The organism is Geomonas ferrireducens, from assembly GCF_004917065.1.
In the GTDB taxonomy this organism is placed as follows: domain Bacteria; phylum Desulfobacterota; class Desulfuromonadia; order Geobacterales; family Geobacteraceae; genus Geomonas; species Geomonas ferrireducens.
In genome coordinates, this window is sequence record NZ_SSYA01000002.1 from 636364 (window position 1) to 659501 (window position 23138).

A 23138-nucleotide genomic window follows, 5' to 3' on the forward strand; every position below is an offset into this window, starting at 1 on the left:
CATGCAGCATCCGTTCAGCAGAACTGCGAACGATAAAACTACCAGTACCACCGTCCAAACTCTCATCGTGTTTCCCTCTCAGTTAGTTGCCTTGGAGTGGCGGACTGCAGATCCGCGCACTCTTTCCTTGCAGTGCACCACGATGAGAAGAAGAGCACGGTCTGTGCCAGCCAAGGCCGACCAGTTAAAGCATTGAAATACAGCGCTTTCAATGAATGAATCTTCCGCCATGGCGTCAGATCGGTGCAACAAATTGCACCATGGATGCAGACGCCTTGCACCACCTAACTCTCGTCGAGCAGGCTGTGTTCCTTCAACTTGTACTGCAGCGAACGGCGCGACATACCGAGTTCCTCGGCAGCTAACCGCCTGTTGCCGCCGTGCCTGGCCAGCGCCTGGGTGATCATCTCGCGTTCCGTCCCTTTCAGACGGTCACGGCTGCAGAGGCAACGCCCGTCCGACTGGCACACGATTTCTTCCGGAAGCGCCTCCTGTCTCACCATGTCCCGGGACAGGATCACCGCACGCTCCATGACGTTTTGCAGTTCCCGGATGTTCCCGGGCCAGTGATAGCGGCGCAGCGTCGCAATCGCGTCGTAATCGATCCCTTTGAGGGATTTCCCCATCTGCTGACAGAAACGCTGCATGAAGTATTCGACCAGGATGGGAATGGCGTCCTCCCTGTCGCGCAGCGGCGGCAGCGGTAACGGAAAGACGTTGAGCCGGTAGTACAGGTCCTCACGGAAGCGCTTCTCAGCCACTTCCTCGCGCAGGTTGCGGTTGGTGGCGGCGATGATCCTGACGTCCGCCTTGATTTCCCGTGTCCCCCCTACCCTTTCAAAAGCGCGCTCCTGGATCACGCGCAACAGCTTGGCCTGCAGGGAAAGTGGCATCTCGCCGATCTCGTCCAGGAAGATGGTTCCACCTTTGGCAAGCTCGAATTTCCCCTGTCTGGCCTGGACGGCACCGGTGAAGGCACCTTTCTCGTGCCCGAAAAGTTCGCTCTCCAAAAGGTTTTCCGGGATCGCGGCGCAGTTAATGGCGACGAAGGCGGCGTTTTTGCGCGGGCTCAAGAGATGCACGGTACGCGCGACGAGTTCCTTGCCGGTACCGCTTTCCCCCATAATGAGGACGTTCGCCATGGTGCCGGAGACGTCGTACACAAGCTGCCGCACCACGCGCATCGCGTCCCCGGCGAAAAGAAGCTCCTCGGGTGGAAGTCCAGCTGCCACAGCTTCCTTAAGGGAAAGGTACTCGCGCGCCCTTCCTTCAGCCTCTACCGTGCGCTGCACGAGGGCCAGGAGCGCCTGCGGGTCGTTCAGCGGCTTGGTCAGAAAATCCACCGCTCCTTCCTTGATGGCGGATACCGCCTCCTCTACGGCGCCAAATGCGGTTAGAAATATAAATGGCGGGGCGGCCAGGTCTGCGCGCGTTTCGCGAAAGATCTCGAGGCCGCTCTTTCCGGGCAGTTTCAGGTCGGAGACTACTACGTCGAAGCTGCGCCGGCGCAATTCGCGCAAGGCTTTCACACCGTCCGCGGCGCATTCGACCTCGTACCCTGCGTCCTGTAGGATGGTCTGCAGGAAACTGCGAAAGGTGTCGTCGTCCTCGATTACCAGCACTGTTCCCTTCATCTCGGCTCCTTCTTTTATCTATGCGTAGCTGCGGGGAGGCTGAGGATCACCCTGGTCCCCACCCCTTCCCTGCTATGCAGCGTGATGCTGCCGCCGTTTCCTTCAACAATTTTCTTGCATAGCGCGAGTCCCAAGCCGGTGCCGCGCGACTTGGTGGTGAAAAACGGCTCGAATACGTGCGGGCGGTGCTCGTCAGCGATGCCGTGACCGTTATCCTCTACGGTGATGACCGTCTCCCTTCCTTGCCCCTCTGCGGTGAACCGCAACATCCCGCCGTCCGGCATAGCCTGGAGCGCGTTCCGCCCTAGGTTCAGCAGCGCCTGTTCCACGCGGTCCCGGTTCGCACGAGCCGAAACGTCGCCGGTACAATCCATCTTTATCTCGACTCCTTGGGCGCGCGCCTCTGGCTCCAGTAGGGAACGGACTTGATCGATCAGGTCACGGAGTTGGAAATCCCCACTTGCCGACGGCTCGTGCGCCGCATAGGTAAGTAGATCGTTGACCAGGGCCTCGAGACGCACCGCTTCGGTAACGATGCTCTGGGCGAAAGGACCGTTGCGCGACTCCTGCGGCTTCGCCGCGATGACCTGGGCGAACCCCTTGATGCCGGCCAGCGGGTTGCGGATCTCGTGGGCCAGCAGCGCGCCCATTTCGCCAAGTTTTGCCAGAGCATCCCGGCGAGCCAGTTCCTGCTTGTGGTTTTCCTCCCGCCGCGCATAACGTATCAGTACCGCGCAGAGCAGCCATCCGGCCAGGACAAGACCAAAGACAATGGTCGCATTGAGGCGGGCTCTGCGGATCACCGCGTCGGCCCGGTAGGTGTGCAGCGTGAGCACCAAGGCAAGAGGTTCCCCCTGCACGGTGACCGGGGAAGTGAACTGGTAGGCGCGCTCTCCGGTGCCAAGGAGCACCCTGGTTTCAGACCGGGTCAGCAGCTGAGTTTTCCCTGCGGATTTAGGATCGGATGCGACGCCGATAAGATCCTTGTTGGAATGGAAACGGTAGACACCACGACGGTCGATGAGCGCGAAGTAGGCGACATCGACCGGGTGGAAGGCGTGCAGGGTCTTGAAAGAAGGATCGTTCGCAGCCAGGTTTTCTATGGCCGTGGTGAGGGAAAGGGCAAGACCGCGCAGGTTCTCCTGTGCGATGGGGCCGGCTTGCCGGTAATCGTAAATCGAGAACCAGAGCATGGGGACAGTGACGAGGATGACCAGCAGAACCGCTGCCTTCTTAAACATGAGCTTTAACCGTCATCTTTCGGATCGGTGACTGTGCCACCGCCTCCCTCAACGTTCGCAACAGTGCCCGACTAAGGTCAGTGCTCTTTTACTTCCAAAGCGACATCGGTGTCGCCAGATGAGGCGCGCCCGATCTTGTCGACCACCTTCCAGTGCACTTTGATGGTAGTTCCCGGCGGGTATGGTTGCGGCTTCTTCGCCTTCAGAACGCCTGCCATGTCGAAGACCGATTGAAAGATCTCACCGTCGATCTTCTTGCCGTTAGCGCCGGAGAGTGTGAGTTCCTTGATGTCGACCGGACGATCGAAAAACGCATCGATCTCCTCTATGTCGGTGCGCCCCTTTTCCTTCATCCCGGTTACGCCCAAAAGCCTGGGTGGAGCAAGAGGGAGAACGCTCTTTTCATCGGCGGATGCGGTTAGTTTGTTGAGCGGTGTATCAGCACCGTCCACCTTGATGGCCACGCGGGACACGCCGGGGAACTGCCGCAGGGTCAGGACGACCGCGTTGACCAGGGACTGCTGCGCCTTTGCATCAAGCTGTGCCCCGGCAAGTTCCTTGCTGAAGTTGACGGACACGGTGTCGCCGGACTGTGAGACATCGAGAACACGGGTACCGGCAGAAAACGGCTGGGCCAGTTCTCCATGGTAGGCGGGAAAATCCCCCATGCCGGCCACCAGTTTGCCGAGGGCCACCTTCTTGAGGCTCCCCTCGTCGAAACTGAAGAACGGGAAAGGGAGCACCTTCCCCGGCTCCTTTGCCGAAGGGAAGTAAATGACGAAGCCGTAGCAGGTCCCTTTGTCGATGGGCGGGACCGGACCGAACTGTGAAACGAAGGCGCCGGTGGCATGCACCCTTCCTTTTGCCTCGGCGGACGGCTCCTTGCGCGCGTTGCATCCGGCAAAGACGACCATCAGGAAAAGGAGAGCGGCCATACTGGAGAGCCTGAAAAGGTTAGAATTTTCCATAGAAGATCCTCTAAGCCATTTTAGGTAAAAACGCCAGATGATTAATCTAATAGTTCAATAAGATGCGCTTTGCATCAGCTGTAGCAGGGGCGGAAGAAGATGACTGAACATTGCAGTGTGGGAGGTAGAACGAGGGCGGCTCCTTATACAGAAGCCGCCCCAGCTTGCACTACTTTACCGTGTACCAGAACTTCGAGCTGCGCACCTGCCCGTCTTTCACCTTAAATTTGCACATGACGCCATACTTCCCTTTTTTTGAGAGGTCGAAGTCCGCACCGAAGTGTCCCTGCATCCCCATCAGGTCCTTGGTCTGCTCCGCCTTGTCCGGCCCCTGAACTTTGACCTTCACGTCGCCCTCGGTGATGGCTTTGCCGGTCTTGGCGTCCTTGAACGTGACCATAATATGATGGGTCTCCTTCATACCCTTGGGCATCTCCATGTCCATCGCCTTCATGTGCTCTTTCATGCTCAGGACCTTGAAGGTTGCCTTGACACCGTTGACGACCTCTTCGTGGGCGAGACTCCCCTCTTTCATCATCGACCCGTGATCCATATTCATTGAGCCGTGGTCCATGGCGAAGGAAGCGATCGGGGCGGTCAGTGCGAGTGCTGCTGCTACGAGGACGATGAGTTTCTTCATGTTTCATTCTCCTTTGATGTGAAAAGTAATCATGCTTCGTTTAGCATGCGGTATGCCAAGAGCTGAAGGTGCGTATTTGCTGGATCCGTGACTCCCGATGGCGGAGTGGGTGCAGAATATTCCACTCACGCAGTAGCATATTCCGCTGTCAGTGCTTCATCCCGGAGTATTTCAGTTTTCCTTTTTTAAGATCGTGCTTCTTCATCAGGACGAAGATCACCGGGGTCATGATGAGTACGTGGACTGCCGAGGAGATCATGCCGCCGATCATCGGCGCCGCGATCGGTTTCATTACGTCGGCACCGGTTCCCGACGACCACATGATCGGAACGAGGCCGAGGAGCGCGACGGCAACAGTCATCAGCTTCGGTCTCAGGCGCAAGACCGCTCCCTCGAAGGTAGCGTCATAGATGTCCTGCTCGGTTACGGGCCCCTTGAGGAGCCTTCGGTCGAGCGCCTCGTGCAGATAGATGACCATGACCACCCCGGTCTCGACCGCAATGCCGTAAAGGGCGATGAAGCCGACCCATACCGCGACGGACATGTTGTAACCGAGGAGCTTCACCAGGTAAACTCCGCCCACCAGCGCGAATGGTACGGAGAGCATGACCATGCTCGCCTCGAGCGCCGAATGGAAGGTGAAGTATAGCAGGATGAAGATGATCAGAATCCCTGCAGGTACCAGCATCTGCAGCCTCGCCTTCGCGCGGACCTGGTTCTCCCACTGTCCCGACCAGGCGACGTAATATCCCGGGGGGAGCTTCAGCTGTTTTTCGAGAACCGTCTTCGCCTCGTTCACGAAGCCGCCCATGTCACGTCCGCGCACGTTCAGGAAGACGATGGAGCGCAAAAGCCCCCCCTCGCTGTTGATCTCGGGCGCACCGGTGGAGACCTTCAGCTTCGTGACCAGCGAAAGCGGGACCTGCGATCCCTCCATGCCGGAGACCAGGATGCGCTGAATGGACGGAATGTCGCTGCGCAACTCGCGCATGTAACGCAGGCGGATCGGGAAGCGGTTGCGCCCCTCGACCGAGGTGGAGAGCATCTCGCCGCCGAGCGCCGTTGAAATCACTTCCTGGATGTCCCCAACCTGCACGCCGTAGCGCGCGGCCGCTTCACGGTCGATATCGATGTCGATGTAGTTGCCGCCGGTGACACGTTCGGCGACGACGTCGGCGGCTCCCGGTACCGTCTTCAGGATCCCCTCGGCCTGCACCGCCAGATCCTTCAGGACGTTCAGGTCGGAGCCGAAGATCTTGACGCCGAGGTCGGTGCGCACGCCGGTTGAGAGCATGTTGATGCGGTTGATGATCGGCTGGGTCCAGCCGTTTCTAACACCTATCTGCTGCAGCTTGCCGTCCAGCTCGGAGACGATGTCCGCCTTCGTTACACCGGGGCGCCATTGCTCCTTGGGCTTCAGGATTATGATGCTCTCGAACATGGAAACCGGCGCCGGGTCCGTGGAGGTCTCCGCGCGCCCCACCTTGCCGAGCACGTGCTCCACCTCAGGGACGCTCTTGATCACGGTGTCCTGTACCTGGATCAGGCGTTTCGCCTCATTGATCGAGATGTTCGGAAGCGTAACCGGCATGTACAGTAGCGATCCCTCGTCCAGAGGCGGCATGAACTCGCTGCCGATGCTCATGAACATCGGGATGGCGATGGCGAGCGCCACTACGTTCAGCGCTATGGTGGTCTTCTTCCACTTGAGCACCCACCTGATGACCGGCGAGTACAGCTTTATGAAGAAGCTGGAGACCGGGTTGGAGCTCTCCGGCGGCATCTTCCCCTTCATGAAGAAGTACATGAGCACCGGGACCAGGGTGATGGCGATGAACGCCGACCCCATCATGGAGAAGGTCTTGGTGAAGGCGAGCGGATGGAACATCTTCCCTTCCTGTCCCTCGAGCAGGAAGACCGGGACGAAGGAGAGGATGATGATGGCGAGCGAGAAGAAGATGGCGCGTCCCACCTGCTTGGCCGAGGTGATGATCACCTCGAGGCGCTTCTCTTTGCGCTCCTCGGGCGGCATCTCGGAAAGGTGTCGGTAGCAGTTCTCCACCATGATGACGCCCGCGTCGACCAGGACGCCGATGGCGATGGCGATCCCCCCTAGCGACATTATGTTCGACGTCACTCCCATGAGCTTCATGGTGATGAAGGAGATGAGCACGGCGATGGGCAGGGTCAGCACGATGACAAGGGCGCTCTGGAAGTGGAGCAGGAACACGAGGATCACCAGCGAGACGACAATCGATTCCTCTATGAGCGAGTGTTTCAGCGTGTCGATGGCGCGGGCGATGAGGTCGCTTCGGTCGTAGGAGACCATGATCTTCACGCCGGGAGGAAGCCCCTTCTCGAGCGAAACGATCTTCTCCTTGACCCGGTCGATGACGTCCTTGGCGTTTTCACCGTAGCGCATGACCACGATGCCGCCTACGGCCTCACCCTGCCCGTTCATGTCGAGCATGCCGCGGCGGATGGCGCCACCCAGTTGCACGGTGCCGAGATTTTTCACGTAGATCGGGGTGCCGCGCATGTCGGCGCCCACGACGATGTCTTCAAGGTCGGCGGTCGACTTCACGTAGCCTCGGCCGCGGATCAGGTACTCGGCGTCGGCCTGCTCGAGCAGCCTCCCCCCCACGTCGTTGTTCGACTTCTTGATCGCCTCGGCCACCTGCCCCACCTTGATGTTGTAGGCAAAGAGGCGGTTGGGATCGAGGTCGACCTGGTACTCGCGTACGAAGCCGCCGATGGAGGCGACCTCGGCCACGCCTGGAACGGTATTCAACTGGTAACGGACGAACCAGTCCTGCAGCGTGCGCAGCTGTTCGAGGTCGTACCCCTTCCCTTCCAGCGTGTACCAGAAGACGTGTCCGACACCGGTGCCGTCAGGGCCAAGCGTCGGCACCACGCCTGCCGGAAGCAGCGAGGCGGCGTAGTTCAGGCGCTCCAGAACGCGTGTCCTCGCCCAGTAGATGTCCGCCTTGTCCTCGAAGATCACGTAGATCATGGAGAAACCGAAGGCGGAGGAGGCACGCACCGCGCGTACCTGCGGGAGCCCCTGCAGGTTCACGGCGAGCGGATAGGTCACCTGGTCCTCGACCACCTGCGGAGAACGGCCGGGGTAATCGGTGAAGACGATTACCTGGTTGTCGGAAAGGTCCGGGATGGCATCCACCGGCGTCTTATAGACGGCCCACACGCCCCAGGCGATCACCAGAGCGAACATCATCAGGATGACGACTCGGTTGCGGGCGGAATATTCGATGATCTTTTCAATCATGTAAAACCTCAGTGCTCAATGGAATGCCGGCAACTACATCTTCATGTCGTCCATGTTCATACCGCCCTTCTTGGGAGCAGCCGGTGCGGCCGGGGCGCCGTGCCCTTCGTGTCCGCCACTCGCGCCGGGAGCGGCAGGAGTCCCTTTAGCGGGAGCCGCGGCACCGCCGTGTCCCTCGTGGCCGCCTCCGCCTGAGCCGCCGGCAAGCTGCGCCTCGGAGTCGATCAGGTAGCCGCCGGAAGCCGCAACCTTCTCGCCCTGCTTCACCCCGGAGAGGATCTGCACCTTGTCGCCCACGCGGGCACCCACCTGTACGTCGCGCGGCTCGAACATCCCCGGCTGGGACTCGACCCAGACCACCTGGCGCTTCCCGGTGTCCATGAGCGCGGTGACCGGAACCACCAGAGCGTTCCCGAGCGGCGCCTTGATGCTCGCGTTGACGAACATGTCGGGCTTCAGTTTCAGCCCCGGGTTGGGAAGATCCACCCTCACCTTCACGGTACGGGTTTTGGGATCGAGGAAGGGGTAGATGAAGGAGACGCGCCCCGCGAAGGTCTTGCCCGGGTAGGACTGCGAGACGATCTCGACGCGCTGCCCCATCTTCACGAAGGAGAACTCGTTTTCGTACACCTCGACCTCGACCCAGACACTGGAGAGGTCGGCGATGCTGAAGAGGGGATCACCCATGTTGACGTATTGCCCCTCCTGGACGATTTTCTCGATGACGATCCCGGAGAGCGGCGTGTAGATGGGAAGCTTGATGTTCGGGTGCCCCGCCTTCTCGAGTCCTGCGATCTGTGCATCCTTGACGCCCAGAAGCTTGAGCCTTTGGCGTGCCGAAGCGACCAGTCCCTCGCCTCCCTGCGAAATGGCCTCTATGGTTGATTTCTTGAACTGGTCGCGGCTTCTCAGGGCGAGAAGGTATTCCTGCTGGGCGGCAACAAGGTCGGGCGAGTAAACCTCGGCAACCGGCCTTCCCTTGGAAACATAGGCGCCGACCGTGTTCACGTTCAGCTTATCGATGCGTCCCGCCACCCATGCGGTCACCTTCGCCTGCCTCGCCTGGTCGTACTGCACGATGCCGACTGCGTTGATCTCCTTGGATAGAGGCGCGTAATCGGCGGCTACCGTAGCCACGTTGGCCATGACCGACTGGGTCGGCGAGAGGGAGACATGGCCGAGCATCTTCTGCTCTTCAGGGCTTGCCTGAGCTCCTTCGACCTTCTTGATCAGCTGCATCCCGCAGATTGGGCAGGTTCCGGGCTTGTCCTTGATGATAAAGGGGTGCATGGCGCAGGTGTAGAGCACCGGTCCCTGGGCGGTTTTTTCCTTCCCTGCGGGAGCCTGGTGTTTCTGCTGCCAGAAGTAGTATCCTCCGCCTGCTGCCGCAACCAGGACCAGGATGATGGGAACCGCAACCTTCAAGCTTTTGTTCATAGGTAAGTACCTCGTGGGTGGAAATTAAATAACATCACTGGTGCCCATCGGCATGTTCGCTCTCGCTGCCCTGCTCGTGCACCGAAGGTGCGTTAGAGGGAGGCGCCGAAGAGAGATCCCTGCCGACCAGCGCTTCCAACTGGGCCAGCTTCATCTGGTAGTCCGCCATGGAGTCGTAGTACTCGCGCTCGTAGTTGAAGAGCGTCACCCGGTTGTCGAGCAGGGTCAGGAAATCGACCTTGTTGACCCGGTAACCGATGACGGCAGATTCCAGCGACTGCTCGGCCTGCGGGAGGATCCCGGTGGTGTAGAGATCGACCAGTTTCCTGCGCCGGTCCATCTGGGCCAGAAGATCGTTGATACCCGAGGATATGGTGTTTCTAGCGGCCGCGAGCTCGGCGTCGCCCATGCTCACCTCGGAGGTGGACTCAGCAACCATCGCCTGGCGGCGCGCCTTCTGGATGGGAAGGTTGAAGGTGACCCCCAGCGAGTACATGTCGGAGCCGTCGCTCCCCATCGCCTTGTCGCGCTGCATGTACTCGAAGGAGACGTTGAAATCCGGGTAGGATTCCTTCTGCGCAAGCAGGCGCCCCGCTTTCCCCTTCTCGATCTGGGCCCGGACCGTTTTCAACTGCGGACGGCTATCCTCGGCCATGTCGAGCAACTGCTCTGAGGTGTAACCGAACGGGGGGAGCTTGAAGTCGCTTATCTCACCCACCTTGGTGCTCTGCGGACGGTTCAGCAGCGAGTTGAGATTGACCTCGAGGCTTCTGCGCTGCTGTTCCAGGGAGATCTTCATGTCGAGCATCTTAGAGCGCTCGAGGAGCGCCTTGTAGATGTCCTGCTGCGCCCCCTGCCCCACCGAGTACTTGGTCTGGGCCAAGGTAATGAAGTCGTCTAGGATCTTGATGTTTTTGTCGAGGATCGCGAGGGATCTGTCAGTGAAATAGATCTGGTAGTAGGTTTCCTTCACCATCCTGGTGAGTTCCAGCTTTCTTTCCTCGACGCTCCAGCGGTACCCTTCCGCCTCGGCGGCTGCGATGTCTTCTTTCAGCTGCCTTTTTCCCGCGAACGGGAACAGCTGGCTTATGCCGATAACCTTCTGAGTCATGCCGTCGCGCTTGAAGTTGACCGGATCGGTGACGACGCCGTTCTGGATCTTCAGCATCAGCATGGGATCTTCCAGGGCGCCGGCTTGCTTGATGCGGTTTCGGTACATCTGCCACCGCGCGGAGGAGGACTTCAGCTCAGGGTTGTTCTCCAGGGCGGATTGCACCAACAGGTCGAGGTTTTCGGGGGTGGGCTTTGTGGCGTCGGCGTGGACTGCAGGAGCGGCCAACAGAAGTGACAGTAACAGGTACAGCGGAAATAGCCGGTATTTCATGGTGACTCCGGAAACTTGGCGATATCTTTAGCTTTGACAGTACACAATCCGTGCCGTACACGTAACATACTGACTTAGCGTGATTCACTGCTTAAGACGGTGCTGTGCGAGAAGGATATTCACCAGTCGGCGTGGAATATTATACAACCACCGGGAAATATTTAACGCAATGCCCTGATATTTCTCGGCATAAAAGGAAAAATCTGAAGAACACACAGTGGGAAAAAGAGTGTTCTCCAGATTCTTCAGACTAAAGTCGTCGGCCTCGCCCCCCACGTGACAGAGGAACGCGGGGGGCTTGCAAAACTAATCGCTGATCAGGCCGTCCTTTAAGCGTATGGTCCGGTCCGAATAAGCGCCGTTCTCCTGGTTGTGCGTGACCATTACCACGGTCTGCCCCGCCTCGTTCAGTTGCCTGAAAAGCGCCATGACTTCCTCGCTCGTCTTGGAGTCGAGGTTTCCCGTCGGCTCGTCGGCAAGAAGGATGTGCGGGTTGTTGACGATGGCCCGGGCGATGGCGACGCGCTCCTGCTCACCGCCGGAAAGCTGGTTCGGAAGCCGGTCCGTTTTCGCGCCGAGACCGACCCGCTCGAGCGCCTTGCGCGCAGCATCCCTCTTCTCTGCCGTGCTCATCTTCACGATGGCAAGCGGGAGCATGACGTTTTCCAGCGCGGTAAGGTATTGGATCAAGTGAAAGGATTGGAACACGAACCCGAGGTTCTGAGCCCTGAAGTCGGCCAACTGCTCGCTTCCCAACTGGTAAAGCTTGACGCCTGCCATCTCGACATCCCCGCTCGTGGGATGGTTCATGCCGCCGAGAACGGACAGCAGGGTACTCTTCCCAGAACCGGACTGCCCCATGATGGTGATGAACTCTCCAGCCTCGATGGTTATGTCGACTCCGCGCAGCGCCTCAACCAGGTCCGCTCCGGTCTGATACTGCTTCTTCACGTTCTTGATTTCTATGATAGCCATGTCGTCCTCTTATAGAGCCCTGAGGGCTTCGGTCGGATCCATCTTGCTTGCGTGCAGCGCCGGGTAGAGGCTTGCCAGGATGCCCAGGAGAAGCGCGAGCCCGACGGAACCGAAGGCGATGGTGGTATCCCATACCAGGTGGGCGTTCTTGCTTTCAGCCATGAAAGGCAGGGCAAGTTTCGCACCTCCCATGCCCGCGGCGTATCCAAGGAGCCCGGCCAGGATGCTAACCAGGGCAGCTTCGAGCAGTATGATGCGCATGATGTGACTCTTCCTGAAGCCGATGGCGCGGAAGACGCCGATCTCAGTGGTGCGCTCGTTCACGCTCCCCATCATGGTCACGAAGACGATCAGGGAGCCGATGAAGACGACCACCCCCGCCATGGCGTAGGAGAAACGTTTGAACTGGTCCAGCGCTTTAAGACGTCCGGCGACTACCTGCTGAATCGCGGAAACCTTGCTGTCGGGAAGCAGTTCGGCGATCTGGTTCACCATGTCGCTGATCGGGCAGCCGGAGCAAAGTGCCGCCACCTCTGCCATGGTGATCTTCCCCTCCTTGCCGAGGATCTTCTGCACCTTCGGGAGCGAGGCGAAGACCAGCGAGTCGTCCTGAGAGCCGGTCTGGTTCAATACACCCGCCACCTTGAACTTCTCCCCTTTTATCTCGATGGTGTCGCCGGAACTTGCGTTCAGCGTATTGGACGCGTCACTGCCTAGCAGGATGTCGTTCTCACCCTTCGGTTCCTCACCGAAAATCTGCCACCACTGTTTCATCTTCAGTTCGGCGGGGAATTCAACCCCAACCAGCAGCACGTCGTGACCATTTATCTTCACGCCGCCCAGCACCTTGGGCGAGATCGCCGAGATGTTCTTGTTGTTCTTGATCTTGCGGACCTTGTCGAGGTCTTCCTGCTTGATCTCGCGCTGGTCGAAGGTGACGCCGCCAAGGCTGATGCCGCCGTAGTTCATGGACAGGCCGTTACTCTGCGGCGTGATCAGGATGTTCGCACCGAACTCGTCCATCTTGCGTTCTATGTCGTTGGACATGGAGCGGGTCAGGGTGACGAGGGTTACGATGGTGGCGATGCCGACCATAAGGCCGATGGTGAGGAAAGCCATCTTTGCCTTGCGCCGTTTCAGGTTGTTGATCGAGATGGTGTGCAGTTTCATCTTGTCTCCGTGATGCGATATCGATCGATTGAGTTGCTGCTGAATGCTTCAAGACGTCCAGTATTCGCTTCTGGTTCCCCTCCCCTTGCGGGAGGGGGGGAGTGATCCGCCGAAGCGCGCACGCGAAGGCGGGTGAGGAAGATGCCGCGGGACCGAGGAGGCGGTATCCCACGGCATCCTTTCCAACGACTACCGGGTTCCTCATTATCAAGGTACGTGCCAACCCTGGGGGACCGCTCAAGTAGGCGAAACTTCGTCATATCCAGACACGACAGGGAAAAACGCGGCACGGCCGCGGAAGAATATTCAACGTACCCCGAGGAATATTCCACACACGGCCGTCCTGCTACTTCCCGACTTCGTCGCTCTTGACGAGCTTCATGCCGCAGATCGAGCAGTCCGCGGTGGGGTCGCTGCTGGTGATCCAGGGATGCATGGGGCAGGCATAGAGGGCGCTCTTCGATGAAGAAGGCTGGCTGGTGCTCTTTTTGCCGAAAAAGAACCAGAGGGTGAAGGCTATCAGGGCGATGCCGCCCAAGGTGACGATGATCTGTGCGGTATCCATGACCTATCCCCTTTCCACGGTGAACCCGCGCAGGCGCAGGGCGTTGGTGACGACGCTTACCGACGACATCGCCATGGTCAGCGAGGCGATGATCGGGCTCAACAGCCAGCCGGTGAACGGGTACAGGATGCCCGCCGCGATCGGGATGCCGAGGATGTTGTAGATGAAGGCGAAGAACAGGTTCTGCTTGATGTTGGCGATGGTGGCCCGCGACAGGGCGATGCTCGAGATGACGCCGTTCAGATCCCCTTTTACGAGGGTGATGTCGGCCGCCTCGATGGCGACGTCGGTGCCGCTTCCCATGGCGATGCCGACGTCCGCCTGGGCCAGTGCCGGTGCGTCGTTGATGCCGTCGCCCACCATGGCGACCACCTTGCCCTGCACCTGCAGTTTCCTGATTTCCTCCCCCTTGCCGTCCGGGAGAACCTCGGCGACGACACGGTCGAGCCCCACCTGGCGTGCGATGGAGTCGGCGGTGCGCCTGTTGTCTCCGGTAAGCATGATCACTTCCAGCCCGAGCTCATGCAGCCTCTTTACGGCCCCGGCAGAACCATCCTTGATCGGGTCGGCGATGGCGATGACGCCGGCATAGGCGCCATCTACGGCCATGAAGATGGGCGTTTTCCCTGCATCGGCAAGATCGTGTGCGGATGCCGCGTCGACGGCTATGCCGTGATTCTTAAGCAGCAACGGCGTTCCGATCAGCACCTTCTTGCCGCCGACCTCGGCTTCGATGCCGTGTCCCGGGATGGCGTTGAAGCCGGAGACCGAGAGCTTCTCGATTCCCTCCTCCTCCGCGCTGCGCTGTATCGCTTCACCAAGAGGATGCTCGCTTCCCGCTTCCGCTGATGCGGCGAGCTGAAGGAGATCTCTACGGTCCATCCCCTGCGCTTCGATATCGGTCACCGACGGGACGCCGCGGGTGATGGTCCCGGTCTTGTCGAGGACGATGGTGGTCAGCTTGTGCGCCGTCTCGAGCGCCTCGCCCCCTTTGATCAGGATGCCGCTTTGCGCGCCCCGCCCTGTGCCTACCATGATGGCGGTAGGCGTGGCGAGCCCGAGCGCGCAGGGGCAGGCGATGATCAGCACGGAGACGAAGGTGAGTACGGCCATGTTGAGCCGGGTCTCGGGCGGGGAGACGTCGAACCAGACCACGAAGGTGGCGATGGCGAGGCTGATCACCACCGGAACGAAGTAGCTCGCTATCAGGTCGGCCAGGCGCTGGATGGGCGCCTTGCTCCCCTGCGCCTGCTGCACAAGTCGAACGATCTGCTGCAGGACGGTGTCCTTGCCAATTCTGGTGGCGCGCATGCGGAAGGAGCCGGTCTTGTTCATGGTTGCACCGATCACGGTGTCCCCGGTCTGCTTTTGCACCGGCAACGGCTCACCGGTCAGCATGCTCTCGTCGATGGACGAGTTCCCCTCGATCACCTCGCCGTCCACCGGAACCTTCTCGCCGGGACGCACCACGATGACATCGCCCAGTTGCACCTCCGCAATCGGGATGTCCTGTTCCTTGCTGTCACGCACGACGCGCGCGAGCTTCGGCTGCAGGCCGATCAGGGCGTGGATGGCGCCGCTTGTCTTGCTGCGGGCGCGGGCTTCGAGCAGGCGCCCCATGAGGATCAGGGTGACGATGATGGCGGCGACCTCGTAGTAGACGCCTACCGGTGCCGCCATGCCATGTGCATGTCCGGCGGCCGCGCCATCCGCGGCGGTGGCACCGGCCATGAGCCATTCGGGCGCTATGGTCGCGACGAGGCTGAAGATATAGGCGGACAGGGTGCCCAGGGAGACCAGGGTGTTCATGTCCGCAACACGATGCTTGGCGGCAGCCCAGGCGCCGGTGAAGAACTCGCGGCCGGCCCAAAAAAGAACCGGCGTGGTGAGCGCAAGTTCCACCCAGGCGCGACCGGGGAAGTTAAGGGCGTCGGAGAGAGCCGGTACCACGTGCCCCGCCATCGCCAGGAAGGCAACCGGAATGGTGAGGGCGAGCGCTATGAAAAACCTGGTCCTGTTTTTCCGGTACTGCGCCTCGTGTACCTGCGTCTGGGCCTCAAGCATCTCGGCCTCGTCGGTCGCCAAGCCGCCTGTGCCCGTTTCCAGCACGTCGTAGCCCATGTCGCGCACCACCTGCTTAAGAGCATCAGGATCGGTGGCCTGCGGGTCGTATTTGACCGTCGCGCGCGTCGTCGCGAAGTTGACCGCCGCGGTAACGACGCCCGGGGTCGTGTTCAGCGTCTTTTCGATGCGTCCTGCGCACCCGGCGCAGTTCATCCCCAAAAGGGGAAACTCGCACTGATCTACCGTACCCGGTGCGGGTGCGGCCTTCGGCGCGTCAGCGGGCGCCTCCTTCAGAAACGTCTCCGGCAAGGCGACGAACTTCTCCTTGCAGCTTGCCGAGCAGAACTTGTAGGTAACCCCCTCGTGGACGGCTTCAATCGGCGCCGTTTCCTCCACGTCCATGCCGCAGACAGGATCGCGTAAAACCAGTTGTTCCGACATATCATTTTCCTCCCATGGCTACTTTAAAAAACGCGACAGCGCCGTCTTAACCTCGTCCAGCAGTTGCTGCTGGCTCATCGGTTTCGCGCTGTCATGCTGCTTGTCGCTCCCCTGCCCCAGCACGCAGTTCTCCAGGTGACGAGTCAAAAGTTCCACCCCAAGCGCGTCCAGCGCAGAGCGGACTGCAGAGATCTGGTTCAGGATGTCGACGCAATAGCGCTTCTCATCCAGCATCCGCTCAATCCCGGCCACCTGCCCGGCAATTTTCTTGACGCGAGTCGTCAGCTTGTCTTTAGGCGAGTCAGTCATGGCTCCCTCCGGCTTTCTTTGATACCCCTGGGGGGTATAGATGCAAAGCCAGCATACCCCCTAGGGGTATTGTCGTCAAGAGGGAATTGTTGTGGACGGAATCAGGGAGGAACTGTCGAATACTGACGCCAGGACGGCATGGTCTAAGGGCGGATCACATACTCCCTCTCCCCCTGGGAGAGGGCTAGGGTGAGGGCGTTGGCAACTGCAATTTCTCACTTCGCGGCAGCGCCCTCACCCGCCCTCCGGGCACCCCCTCCCAGAGGGAGAGGGAACCAGCGGAAGATGGATCTAAATGGTTGCAGTTATGCCTTGAGGAACTGCCTCAGTACGTACGGCAGGATGCCGCCGTGGTGGTAATAGTCGAGCTCGTTGGAAGTGTCGATGCGGGCGAGGACCTTGAAGGACCCCGTATTCCCGTCGATCCTGGAGAAGGCGACTTCCACCTCCTGCCCCGGAACTAGCGCGTCTAGGCCGGTGATCTCGAAGGTCTCGGTCCCGTCCAGCCCTATGCTCTTGTAGTTCTCGCCCGGTCGGAACTGCAGCGGCAGAATCCCCATGCCTACGAGGTTCGAGCGATGGATCCTCTCGAAACTCTCCGCGATGACCGCGCGGATACCGAGGAGCTTGGTCCCTTTAGCCGCCCAGTCGCGCGAGGAGCCGGTGCCGTACTCTTTGCCTGCGATGACGACCAGCGGAACCCCTTCGGCCTGGTACTTCTCGGACGCCTCGAAGATCGATGTCTGCGTCCCGGTGGCGTCGCCTGCTGCGAAATGCTTGGTGACGCCACCTTCAACACCGGCCACCAGCGCGTTCCTGATCCTCGTGTTGGCGAAGGTGCCTCGCACCATCACTTCGTGGTTGCCGCGACGCGCCCCGTAGGAGTTGAAATCCTTCGGCTCGATGCCGAGCGACATGAGGTAGCGTCCCGCCGGAGTGGCCTTGCCGATCGAGCCCGCCGGTGAGATGTGGTCGGTTGTGATGGAATCGCCAAGCAGTGCCAGGCAGCGGGCACCCTTGATGTCTGCGATCGACTCCGGTTGCGCCGGCAGGTCGAGGAAGAACGGCGGCTCCTTGATGTAGGTGGAGTCCTGTTGCCACTGGTACAACTCGCCGCTTGGGACGGAGAGCCCGCGCCACTGGTCGTCGCCATGGAAGACGTCCGCGTAGTTGGTGGCGAAGGACTCGGCGTGCACGCAGCTCTGAACGAGTTGGGCGACTTCCTTGTCGTCCGGCCAGATGTCCTTCAGGTAGACCGGCATGCCGTTGGGATCAGTGCCGAGGGGGTCGCGGGTCAGGTCGATGTTGATGTTGCCCGCCAGTGCGTAGGCGACCACCAGTGGCGGCGAGGCGAGGTAGTTGGCCCTTACGTGCGCGTTGATGCGCCCCTCGAAGTTGCGGTTGCCGGAAAGCACCGCGGCAACGGCGAGGTCACCCTCCACCACGGCGCGCGAAATGTGGTCCGCCAGCGGTCCGCTGTTGCCGATGCAGGTGGTGCAACCGTAGCCCACCAGATGGAAGCGCAGGGCATCCAGGTACGGGGTGAGTCCCGCCGCAGCCAAGTAATCGGTGACCACCTTGGAGCCGGGGGCGAGGCTCGTCTTCACCCAGGGGCGCACCTGGAGACCGCGTCGCACCGCGTTCCTTGCGAGGACACCTGCGCCGATCATTACCGACGGGTTCGAGGTGTTGGTGCAGCTTGTGATGGCCGCGATCACGATGGAGCCGTGGCAGAGGTTGTAGCTCGTTCCGTCCGGCTGGCGTACCGGGACGCATTGCCCGAGGTTGCCAAGCGCCTTGTCGGGGTGCTCCGCCATGAGCTCGGGTGCGACGGTGACCGGTGAGCCCCCTTCACCCAACCAGCGGTTCAGGGTCTCCTTGTCGACGTGTGCGGCGTCCTGCTGCTTGAGAGTGACGAGCTGTTTGCGGAACGAGCCGCGCACCTCCTTGAGGCGGACGCGGTCCATCGGACGACTCGGCCCGGCAAGGGATGGTTCCACGTCGGCAAGGTCGAGCTCGAGGGTGTCGCTGAAGACAGGCTCCGGGCGGTCTGAGGAACGCCACAACTCCTGCTCGCGGAAATACGCCTCGACCCGCGGGACAAACTTTCCCCTGCCGGAAAGCTGCAGGTACGCCGTGGTCTGCTCATCCACCGGGAAAACGCCGATGGTGGCGCCGTATTCGGGTGCCATGTTGCCGATAGTGGCGCGGTCGGCGATATTGAGCGAAGCGGCGCCCGGGCCGTAAAATTCGACGAACTTGCCGACCACCCCTTTCTTCCTGAGCATCTGGGTGATGGTAAGCACCAGGTCGGTCGCCGTGGCACCGGGACTAAGAGAGCCGGTCAGGCGGAAGCCGACCACCTGCGGGATCAGCATGGAACATGGCTGTCCCAGCATGGCCGCCTCGGCTTCGATCCCCCCCACGCCCCAGCCGACCACGCCGAGACCGTTGATCATGGTGGTGTGGGAGTCCGTCCCTACCAGGGTGTCCGGAAGCACCCAATCCTCGCCGTCGACCGTGTTCACCAGGGCTACCTGTGCCAGGTACTCGAGGTTGACCTGGTGGCAGATGCCGGTTGCGGGGGGGACCACGCTGAAGTTTCTAAAGGCGGACTGCCCCCAGCGCAGGAACTGGTAACGCTCGTGGTTTCTTTCGAATTCGAGGACCGAGTTGGCCTGGAGGGCGAGCTGGCTGCCGTACTGGTCCACCTGGACCGAGTGGTCGATGACTAGATCGGCGCGCTGCATCGGATTGATGTCGGCGGGGCGTCCGCCGAGCCGGTCGAGCGCCGAGCGCATCGCGGCAAGATCGGCGACGGCAGGGACACCGGTGAAATCCTGCAACAGGATGCGGGCCGGCATAAACTGCAGCTCCTTGTCCGGCTCCGCCTTCGCGTCCCAGCGGGCGACCGCCTCGATATCCTCCTTTTTCACCACCACTCCGTCTTCGCGGCGCAGCAGGTTCTCCAGGAGGATCTTCATGGAGTAGGGAAGTTTCGAGATGTCGATACCGGAGTTAGCCGAGAAAGCCTTCAGCGAGTGATACCGGTAGGTCTTGCCGTCCACGTTGAGCGTGGAGAGGGTGTTGTAGCTGTTGTTGCCCATGCTGGTCTCCTCAGACTTTTTTTACGGCGACGTTTGCCGCCACGAGAATCGGATCCCAAACCGGTGCGTACGGAGGGGAGTAACTAAGGTCGAGCTCGGCGACTTCGAAAACCGTCATCCCCTTGTAGATCGCAGTCGCGAGGACGTCGAGCCGCTTGGCCACCACGTCCTCGCCCACCATCTGGCACCCGAGCACGAGGCCGCTTCCCTTCTCGCAGAAAAGGACGATACGCACGGTGCCGCCGCCGGGGAACTCACCGCGTGTGGGGGCGTCTACCGTGACCTTGACGACGTTCTTTCCAAGCGTCTGCATCTGCAATTCGGAAAGGCCGGTGGTGGCGACGGTGTATTCGAAGAACTTGAAGACGGCGGTCTGGTCGACGCCCCAGAACTCGGTCATCTTTTCCGGGTTGCAGATGTTCTGGCCGATCACGCGCCCCTGCTTGTTGGCAGCAGGACCAAGGGGGAAGTAGGAGTTCCGCCCGAGCTGCCGCACGTAATGCTCAGCGCAGTCGCCGCCGGAGAAGACACCGTCCAGGTTTGTGCGCAGGAAACGGTCGACCTTCACGGCACCGGCGACGCCGAGCTCGCCTCCTGCCGCCGCGAAGAGAGCGGTGTTCGGACGCGCACCTGCCGCGACTACGACCATGTCCGCCTCAAAAGTGCCGGCCGAGGTGCGGACTATTCGTCCGGCCTTCTCCTCGATGTCCACCCCGGTCAGGAGCTCGATCCCCTTCTCGGCCGCCTTTTCCATCACCTTGGCGCGCACTTCCTCGCAAAAGGAGGGAAGGATCATGGCAGCTTTCTCGACGATCACCGGCTTCAGTTTCATGTTGGTGAGGACATCGGCCACTTCGAGATTGGTGTAACCGGCGCCGATGAGCAGCACCTTGGCGGGAGGTTTACCGTAGAGGAAAGACTTTGCCCGACGGGTGTCTTCGAGGGTTCTGAAATAGAAGATGTCTTCGCTGTCAAAGCCGGGATAATCGAGGCGGATGGCCTTGTTTCCAGTGGCATATACCAGAAAATCGTAACTCTCTCGGTAGCTTTTACCGCTCGTCAGATCGGTCACCTCGACGCTCTTTCCTGACGCATCGATCCTGGTGACCTCCTGGTGCAGTCGGTAGTCCACCCCCCTCTCCTTCCGGATCGTGTCGAGTGGCATCGCGTACAGCTTTTCCACCGGCTTTTCCTTGAAGTAGAGGTTGTAGGGCATGCCGCAGGCGGCGTAGGAGACGTCGCCGCTTTTCTCCAGCACGACGACCTCGGCATCCGGATCCTGCCTCTTTATCTGGCTCGCCGCGGACAACCCGGCGGCAATGCCGCCTATGATGACAGTCTTCATGGAAACTCCGAAGTTAGGCGGGCTCGAACATGCTCTTATCTACGCCGCAGACAGGACAGACCCAGTCCTCGGGAATGTCTTCAAAGGCAGTCCCCGGAGCTACACCACTGTCGATGTCGCCTACTTCCGGGTCATAGATGTACCCACACACTGTGCAACGATATTTTTGCATGACATCCTCCTTTTTCACCGCGAGTTACTGGTCCGGTCTTAAGTCATTCACCCACCTGGGGTCGAAAAAACATTCATAAAAAGTAGCCGCCGGCAAAGTAATGTCAAGTCGTCCAGATCATTAGAGAGAGCAGTATATACAGCGGGAATTATTGGTGCTAAAGATAGCCGACCGCCCCGCTCGTTAATTGTGCGCAGCAGCGAAAAATCACGACAACGGAGTACGGATGAAAGCTGTACCAGGCAAACTCGACACCTCTCTGCTGACTTCTGAGCAGCGCCCGATGCTGCGCTTTCTGGTGGTGCTTACCGCCGCTTCCACTATCGGGCTTCAGGGATACACCATCCTTTTCAACAACTTCGCCGCCGAGATGGTGCACCTGAACGGCAGCCAGGTCGGCATCACCCAGTCAGTCCGGGAGATCCCGGGCCTTCTAACGCTGCTCGTAGTGTTCGTGCTTTTGCTGGTCCGCGAACACAAACTAGCCGCGCTCTCCGTGGCCCTTTTGGGGCTCGGCACAGGGATCACCGCCCTCATCCCGTCCTACGGTTGGGTCATCTTCACAACAGTGGTGATGAGCTTCGGATTTCACTATTACGAGACCACGAACCAGTCCCTCACGCTGCAGTACTTCTCGACCGCCGTCTCTCCGCTCATTTTCGGCCGATTGCGGGCTCTCGCCGCGGTTTCCAGCGTCATTGCCGGCATCATCGTTTTCTGTCTTAGTGGGGTTGTTCAGTACCGGGGGATGTACCTGGCCATCGGCGCTATCGTGTTTGTCGCCGGCATCTGGGGACTTTTCCAGAACCCGACCCACGCGGGGATCATACCGCAGCGCAAAAAGATGATCTTCAGACGAAGATACTCGCTCTTCTACATCCTGACCCTGCTCTCCGGCGCGCGCAGGCAGATCTTCGTGGTGTTCTCCATCCTACTGCTCGTCCAGGTCTTTCACTTCACAGTGCGGGAGATGACCGTCCTTTTCATCGTCAATAACGTGGTCGCCTATATCCTCAACTCCCAGATCGGCAAGGCGATCAACCATTTCGGCGAACGCTCCATCTCCTCCATCGAGTACAGCGGCGTCATCGTCATCTTCCTCGTCTATGCCTTCACCTCGTCGAAAAATCTCGTCATGTTCATGTACATACTGGACAACATCCTCTACAATTTCGACGTCGCCATCAGAACCTACTTCCAGAAGGTGGCCGATCCGGCCGATATAGCGTCATCCATGTCAGTCGGATTCACCATCAATCACATAGCAGCCGTTTTCCTGCCCGCCCTGGGCGGATACTTCTGGATGATGGACTACCGCATCCCTTTCATAGCCGGCAGCGTACTAGGTGTCATTTCGCTCATCGCGGCACAGTGGATGCGGGTTCCTGACAAAGCGCCTGAAGCTGCACTCATTGAGAATCCAAACTGATTATCTGTACAGATAAGGCGGTAAGTACATACACTGATAAGAGGTGACTATGTTTAAACGAATCGATCACATAGAGATAATCCCCACCGACTTCGAACGGTCAATCGCCTTTTACACAGAAATTCTAGGGTTTTCTGTTAAACAAAGGATGACCGTGACAGCTGCTCCGCTTGAGGAAATCGCGTACCTGGCGTTGGGCGATACGGTGCTGGAGCTGATGCGGGTTAAGGACCCGACGATAACCGCGGCAGAGCCGTGGGGAACCGGTTACCGGATGATGGCGCTGGAGGTGGAAGACATGGACGCCGCCCTCGCCTATCTTGCCGGCAAAGGCATTACCCCAAGTTGGGGACCCGTGACACTTGGGCCGTCCAAACGCGCTGAAATCCATGACTGCGACGGCTTTCACATCGAACTGAGACAGTCGTAGCCACCAAAGGAGGAACTATGATGATTCCCGACAAGATGAAAGAAGTGATGGCGCACGAAGGCGTGGTGGCGATTGTGACACAGGGGATCGAAGGGCCCCACATGGTCAACACCTGGAACAGCTACCTAAGGATAAGCGATGACGGCAAGCTTCTCGTGCCGGTGGGTTACATGCATCTCACGGAAAACAACCTGGCGCAGAACCCGCGAGTCCTCATGACGCTGGGAACCCGTGAAGTTGAGGGAACGCACGGTCCGGGCACCGGTTTTCTCGTTGAAGGACAAGGAACCGTGGTCGACAGCGGCGCAACCTTCGATTCGACGAAGGCACAGTTCCCCTGGGCGCGCGCCGTTCTCGAAATAAAAGTCACCTCGGCAAAGCAGACCCTATAACACAGCGTAAGGCGTCATTCCGGCATTCCGGAAACCCACGCCGCAGTCCCCAACGCAGCACTGCACGCGCCCTGACGTCCCCCCTTTGCGAAGGGGGGACAGGGGGGATTTGCCTTTCCCCAACCCGGAAAAACAAAGGGCGTCCGGTA

18 protein-coding genes are annotated in these 23138 nt (G+C 59.9%); 3 read left to right on the plus strand and 15 right to left on the minus strand.

The window, feature by feature from the left end; translation table 11 throughout:
* Positions 1 to 284 precede the first annotated feature (284 nt).
* From E8L22_RS11570 to rd, 15 genes are all read right to left on the minus strand, one after another.
* Positions 285 to 1634 (minus strand): sigma-54-dependent transcriptional regulator, encoded by a 1350-nt coding sequence (locus E8L22_RS11570; protein ID WP_136525330.1) that lies wholly within the window; start codon positions 1632 to 1634, stop codon positions 285 to 287.
* A 14-nt stretch (positions 1635 to 1648) separates the two neighbouring features.
* Positions 1649 to 2875, minus strand: a complete 1227-nt coding sequence (locus tag E8L22_RS11575) for a two-component system sensor histidine kinase NtrB (protein ID WP_136525331.1) — start codon at positions 2873 to 2875, stop codon at positions 1649 to 1651.
* 77 nt (positions 2876 to 2952) lie between these two features.
* On the minus strand, positions 2953 to 3843 hold the full coding sequence (locus E8L22_RS11580; RefSeq protein WP_136525332.1) for a GerMN domain-containing protein: 891 nt from the start codon (positions 3841 to 3843) through the stop codon (positions 2953 to 2955).
* A 169-nt stretch (positions 3844 to 4012) separates the two neighbouring features.
* Positions 4013 to 4483, minus strand: a complete 471-nt coding sequence (locus E8L22_RS11585; RefSeq protein ID WP_136525333.1) for a hypothetical protein — start codon at positions 4481 to 4483, stop codon at positions 4013 to 4015.
* Positions 4484 to 4631: 148 nt separating this feature from the next.
* A complete protein-coding gene (locus E8L22_RS11590; RefSeq protein ID WP_136525334.1) occupies positions 4632 to 7769 on the minus strand; it encodes an efflux RND transporter permease subunit in 3138 nt (1045 codons plus the stop codon).
* A gap of 33 nt (positions 7770 to 7802) precedes the next feature.
* Positions 7803 to 9206, minus strand: coding sequence for an efflux RND transporter periplasmic adaptor subunit (locus E8L22_RS11595; RefSeq protein ID WP_136525335.1), 1404 nt, complete (start codon positions 9204 to 9206; stop codon positions 7803 to 7805).
* Between the two features lie 34 nt (positions 9207 to 9240).
* Positions 9241 to 10590, minus strand: a complete 1350-nt coding sequence (locus tag E8L22_RS11600; protein WP_136525336.1) for a TolC family protein — start codon at positions 10588 to 10590, stop codon at positions 9241 to 9243.
* Positions 10591 to 10896: 306 nt separating this feature from the next.
* A complete protein-coding gene (locus E8L22_RS11605; RefSeq protein ID WP_136525337.1) occupies positions 10897 to 11565 on the minus strand; it encodes an ABC transporter ATP-binding protein in 669 nt (222 codons plus the stop codon).
* A 9-nt stretch (positions 11566 to 11574) separates the two neighbouring features.
* Entirely contained in the window at positions 11575 to 12735 is a 1161-nt protein-coding gene (locus tag E8L22_RS11610; RefSeq protein ID WP_136525338.1) for an ABC transporter permease, read from the minus strand.
* A gap of 346 nt (positions 12736 to 13081) precedes the next feature.
* Entirely contained in the window at positions 13082 to 13300 is a 219-nt protein-coding gene (locus tag E8L22_RS11615) for a heavy metal-binding domain-containing protein (protein WP_136525339.1), read from the minus strand.
* Positions 13301 to 13303: 3 nt separating this feature from the next.
* Positions 13304 to 15805 carry a heavy metal translocating P-type ATPase gene (locus tag E8L22_RS11620; RefSeq protein ID WP_136525340.1) on the minus strand — a complete coding sequence of 834 codons (2502 nt, stop codon included), beginning with the start codon at positions 15803 to 15805 and terminating at the stop codon, positions 13304 to 13306.
* Between the two features lie 18 nt (positions 15806 to 15823).
* Positions 15824 to 16114: a metal-sensitive transcriptional regulator gene (locus E8L22_RS11625; RefSeq protein WP_136525341.1), complete on the minus strand. Its 291-nt coding sequence runs from the start codon at positions 16112 to 16114 to the stop codon at positions 15824 to 15826.
* A 305-nt stretch (positions 16115 to 16419) separates the two neighbouring features.
* Complete coding sequence (gene acnA, locus E8L22_RS11630; RefSeq protein WP_136525342.1) at positions 16420 to 19221, minus strand: aconitate hydratase AcnA; 2802 nt, start codon at positions 19219 to 19221, stop codon at positions 16420 to 16422.
* A 10-nt stretch (positions 19222 to 19231) separates the two neighbouring features.
* Positions 19232 to 20566, minus strand: coding sequence for an FAD-dependent oxidoreductase (locus tag E8L22_RS11635; protein WP_136525343.1), 1335 nt, complete (start codon positions 20564 to 20566; stop codon positions 19232 to 19234).
* Between the two features lie 13 nt (positions 20567 to 20579).
* Positions 20580 to 20738, minus strand: a complete 159-nt coding sequence (rd, locus tag E8L22_RS11640) for a rubredoxin (RefSeq protein ID WP_135869943.1) — start codon at positions 20736 to 20738, stop codon at positions 20580 to 20582.
* Between the two features lie 226 nt (positions 20739 to 20964).
* Between rd and E8L22_RS11645 the strand changes: the two genes are divergently transcribed.
* From E8L22_RS11645 to E8L22_RS11655, 3 genes are read left to right on the plus strand one after another with little or no spacing between them, the layout of a single operon-like run.
* Positions 20965 to 22167, plus strand: coding sequence for an MFS transporter (locus E8L22_RS11645; RefSeq protein ID WP_136525344.1), 1203 nt, complete (start codon positions 20965 to 20967; stop codon positions 22165 to 22167).
* A gap of 49 nt (positions 22168 to 22216) precedes the next feature.
* The gene (locus E8L22_RS11650) at positions 22217 to 22597 is read left to right on the plus strand and encodes a VOC family protein (RefSeq protein WP_136525345.1); all 381 of its coding nucleotides are present in this window, start codon (positions 22217 to 22219) and stop codon (positions 22595 to 22597) included.
* A gap of 17 nt (positions 22598 to 22614) precedes the next feature.
* Positions 22615 to 22989 (plus strand): pyridoxamine 5'-phosphate oxidase family protein, encoded by a 375-nt coding sequence (locus E8L22_RS11655; RefSeq protein WP_281282961.1) that lies wholly within the window; start codon positions 22615 to 22617, stop codon positions 22987 to 22989.
* Positions 22990 to 23138: the final 149 nt, after the last annotated feature.

Coding starts and splice junctions, on each gene's coding strand:
- E8L22_RS11570 (WP_136525330.1), bottom strand. CDS start 1,634: ATGAAGGGAACAGTGCTGGTAATCGAGGACGACGACACCTTTCGCAGT.
- E8L22_RS11575 (WP_136525331.1), bottom strand. CDS start 2,875: ATGTTTAAGAAGGCAGCGGTTCTGCTGGTCATCCTCGTCACTGTCCCC.
- E8L22_RS11580 (WP_136525332.1), bottom strand. CDS start 3,843: ATGGAAAATTCTAACCTTTTCAGGCTCTCCAGTATGGCCGCTCTCCTT.
- E8L22_RS11585 (WP_136525333.1), bottom strand. CDS start 4,483: ATGAAGAAACTCATCGTCCTCGTAGCAGCAGCACTCGCACTGACCGCC.
- E8L22_RS11590 (WP_136525334.1), bottom strand. CDS start 7,769: ATGATTGAAAAGATCATCGAATATTCCGCCCGCAACCGAGTCGTCATC.
- E8L22_RS11595 (WP_136525335.1), bottom strand. CDS start 9,206: ATGAACAAAAGCTTGAAGGTTGCGGTTCCCATCATCCTGGTCCTGGTT.
- E8L22_RS11600 (WP_136525336.1), bottom strand. CDS start 10,590: ATGAAATACCGGCTATTTCCGCTGTACCTGTTACTGTCACTTCTGTTG.
- E8L22_RS11605 (WP_136525337.1), bottom strand. CDS start 11,565: ATGGCTATCATAGAAATCAAGAACGTGAAGAAGCAGTATCAGACCGGA.
- E8L22_RS11610 (WP_136525338.1), bottom strand. CDS start 12,735: ATGAAACTGCACACCATCTCGATCAACAACCTGAAACGGCGCAAGGCA.
- E8L22_RS11615 (WP_136525339.1), bottom strand. CDS start 13,300: ATGGATACCGCACAGATCATCGTCACCTTGGGCGGCATCGCCCTGATA.
- E8L22_RS11620 (WP_136525340.1), bottom strand. CDS start 15,805: ATGTCGGAACAACTGGTTTTACGCGATCCTGTCTGCGGCATGGACGTG.
- E8L22_RS11625 (WP_136525341.1), bottom strand. CDS start 16,114: ATGACTGACTCGCCTAAAGACAAGCTGACGACTCGCGTCAAGAAAATT.
- acnA (WP_136525342.1), bottom strand. CDS start 19,221: ATGGGCAACAACAGCTACAACACCCTCTCCACGCTCAACGTGGACGGC.
- E8L22_RS11635 (WP_136525343.1), bottom strand. CDS start 20,566: ATGAAGACTGTCATCATAGGCGGCATTGCCGCCGGGTTGTCCGCGGCG.
- rd (WP_135869943.1), bottom strand. CDS start 20,738: ATGCAAAAATATCGTTGCACAGTGTGTGGGTACATCTATGACCCGGAA.
- E8L22_RS11645 (WP_136525344.1), top strand. CDS start 20,965: ATGAAAGCTGTACCAGGCAAACTCGACACCTCTCTGCTGACTTCTGAG.
- E8L22_RS11650 (WP_136525345.1), top strand. CDS start 22,217: ATGTTTAAACGAATCGATCACATAGAGATAATCCCCACCGACTTCGAA.
- E8L22_RS11655 (WP_281282961.1), top strand. CDS start 22,615: ATGATGATTCCCGACAAGATGAAAGAAGTGATGGCGCACGAAGGCGTG.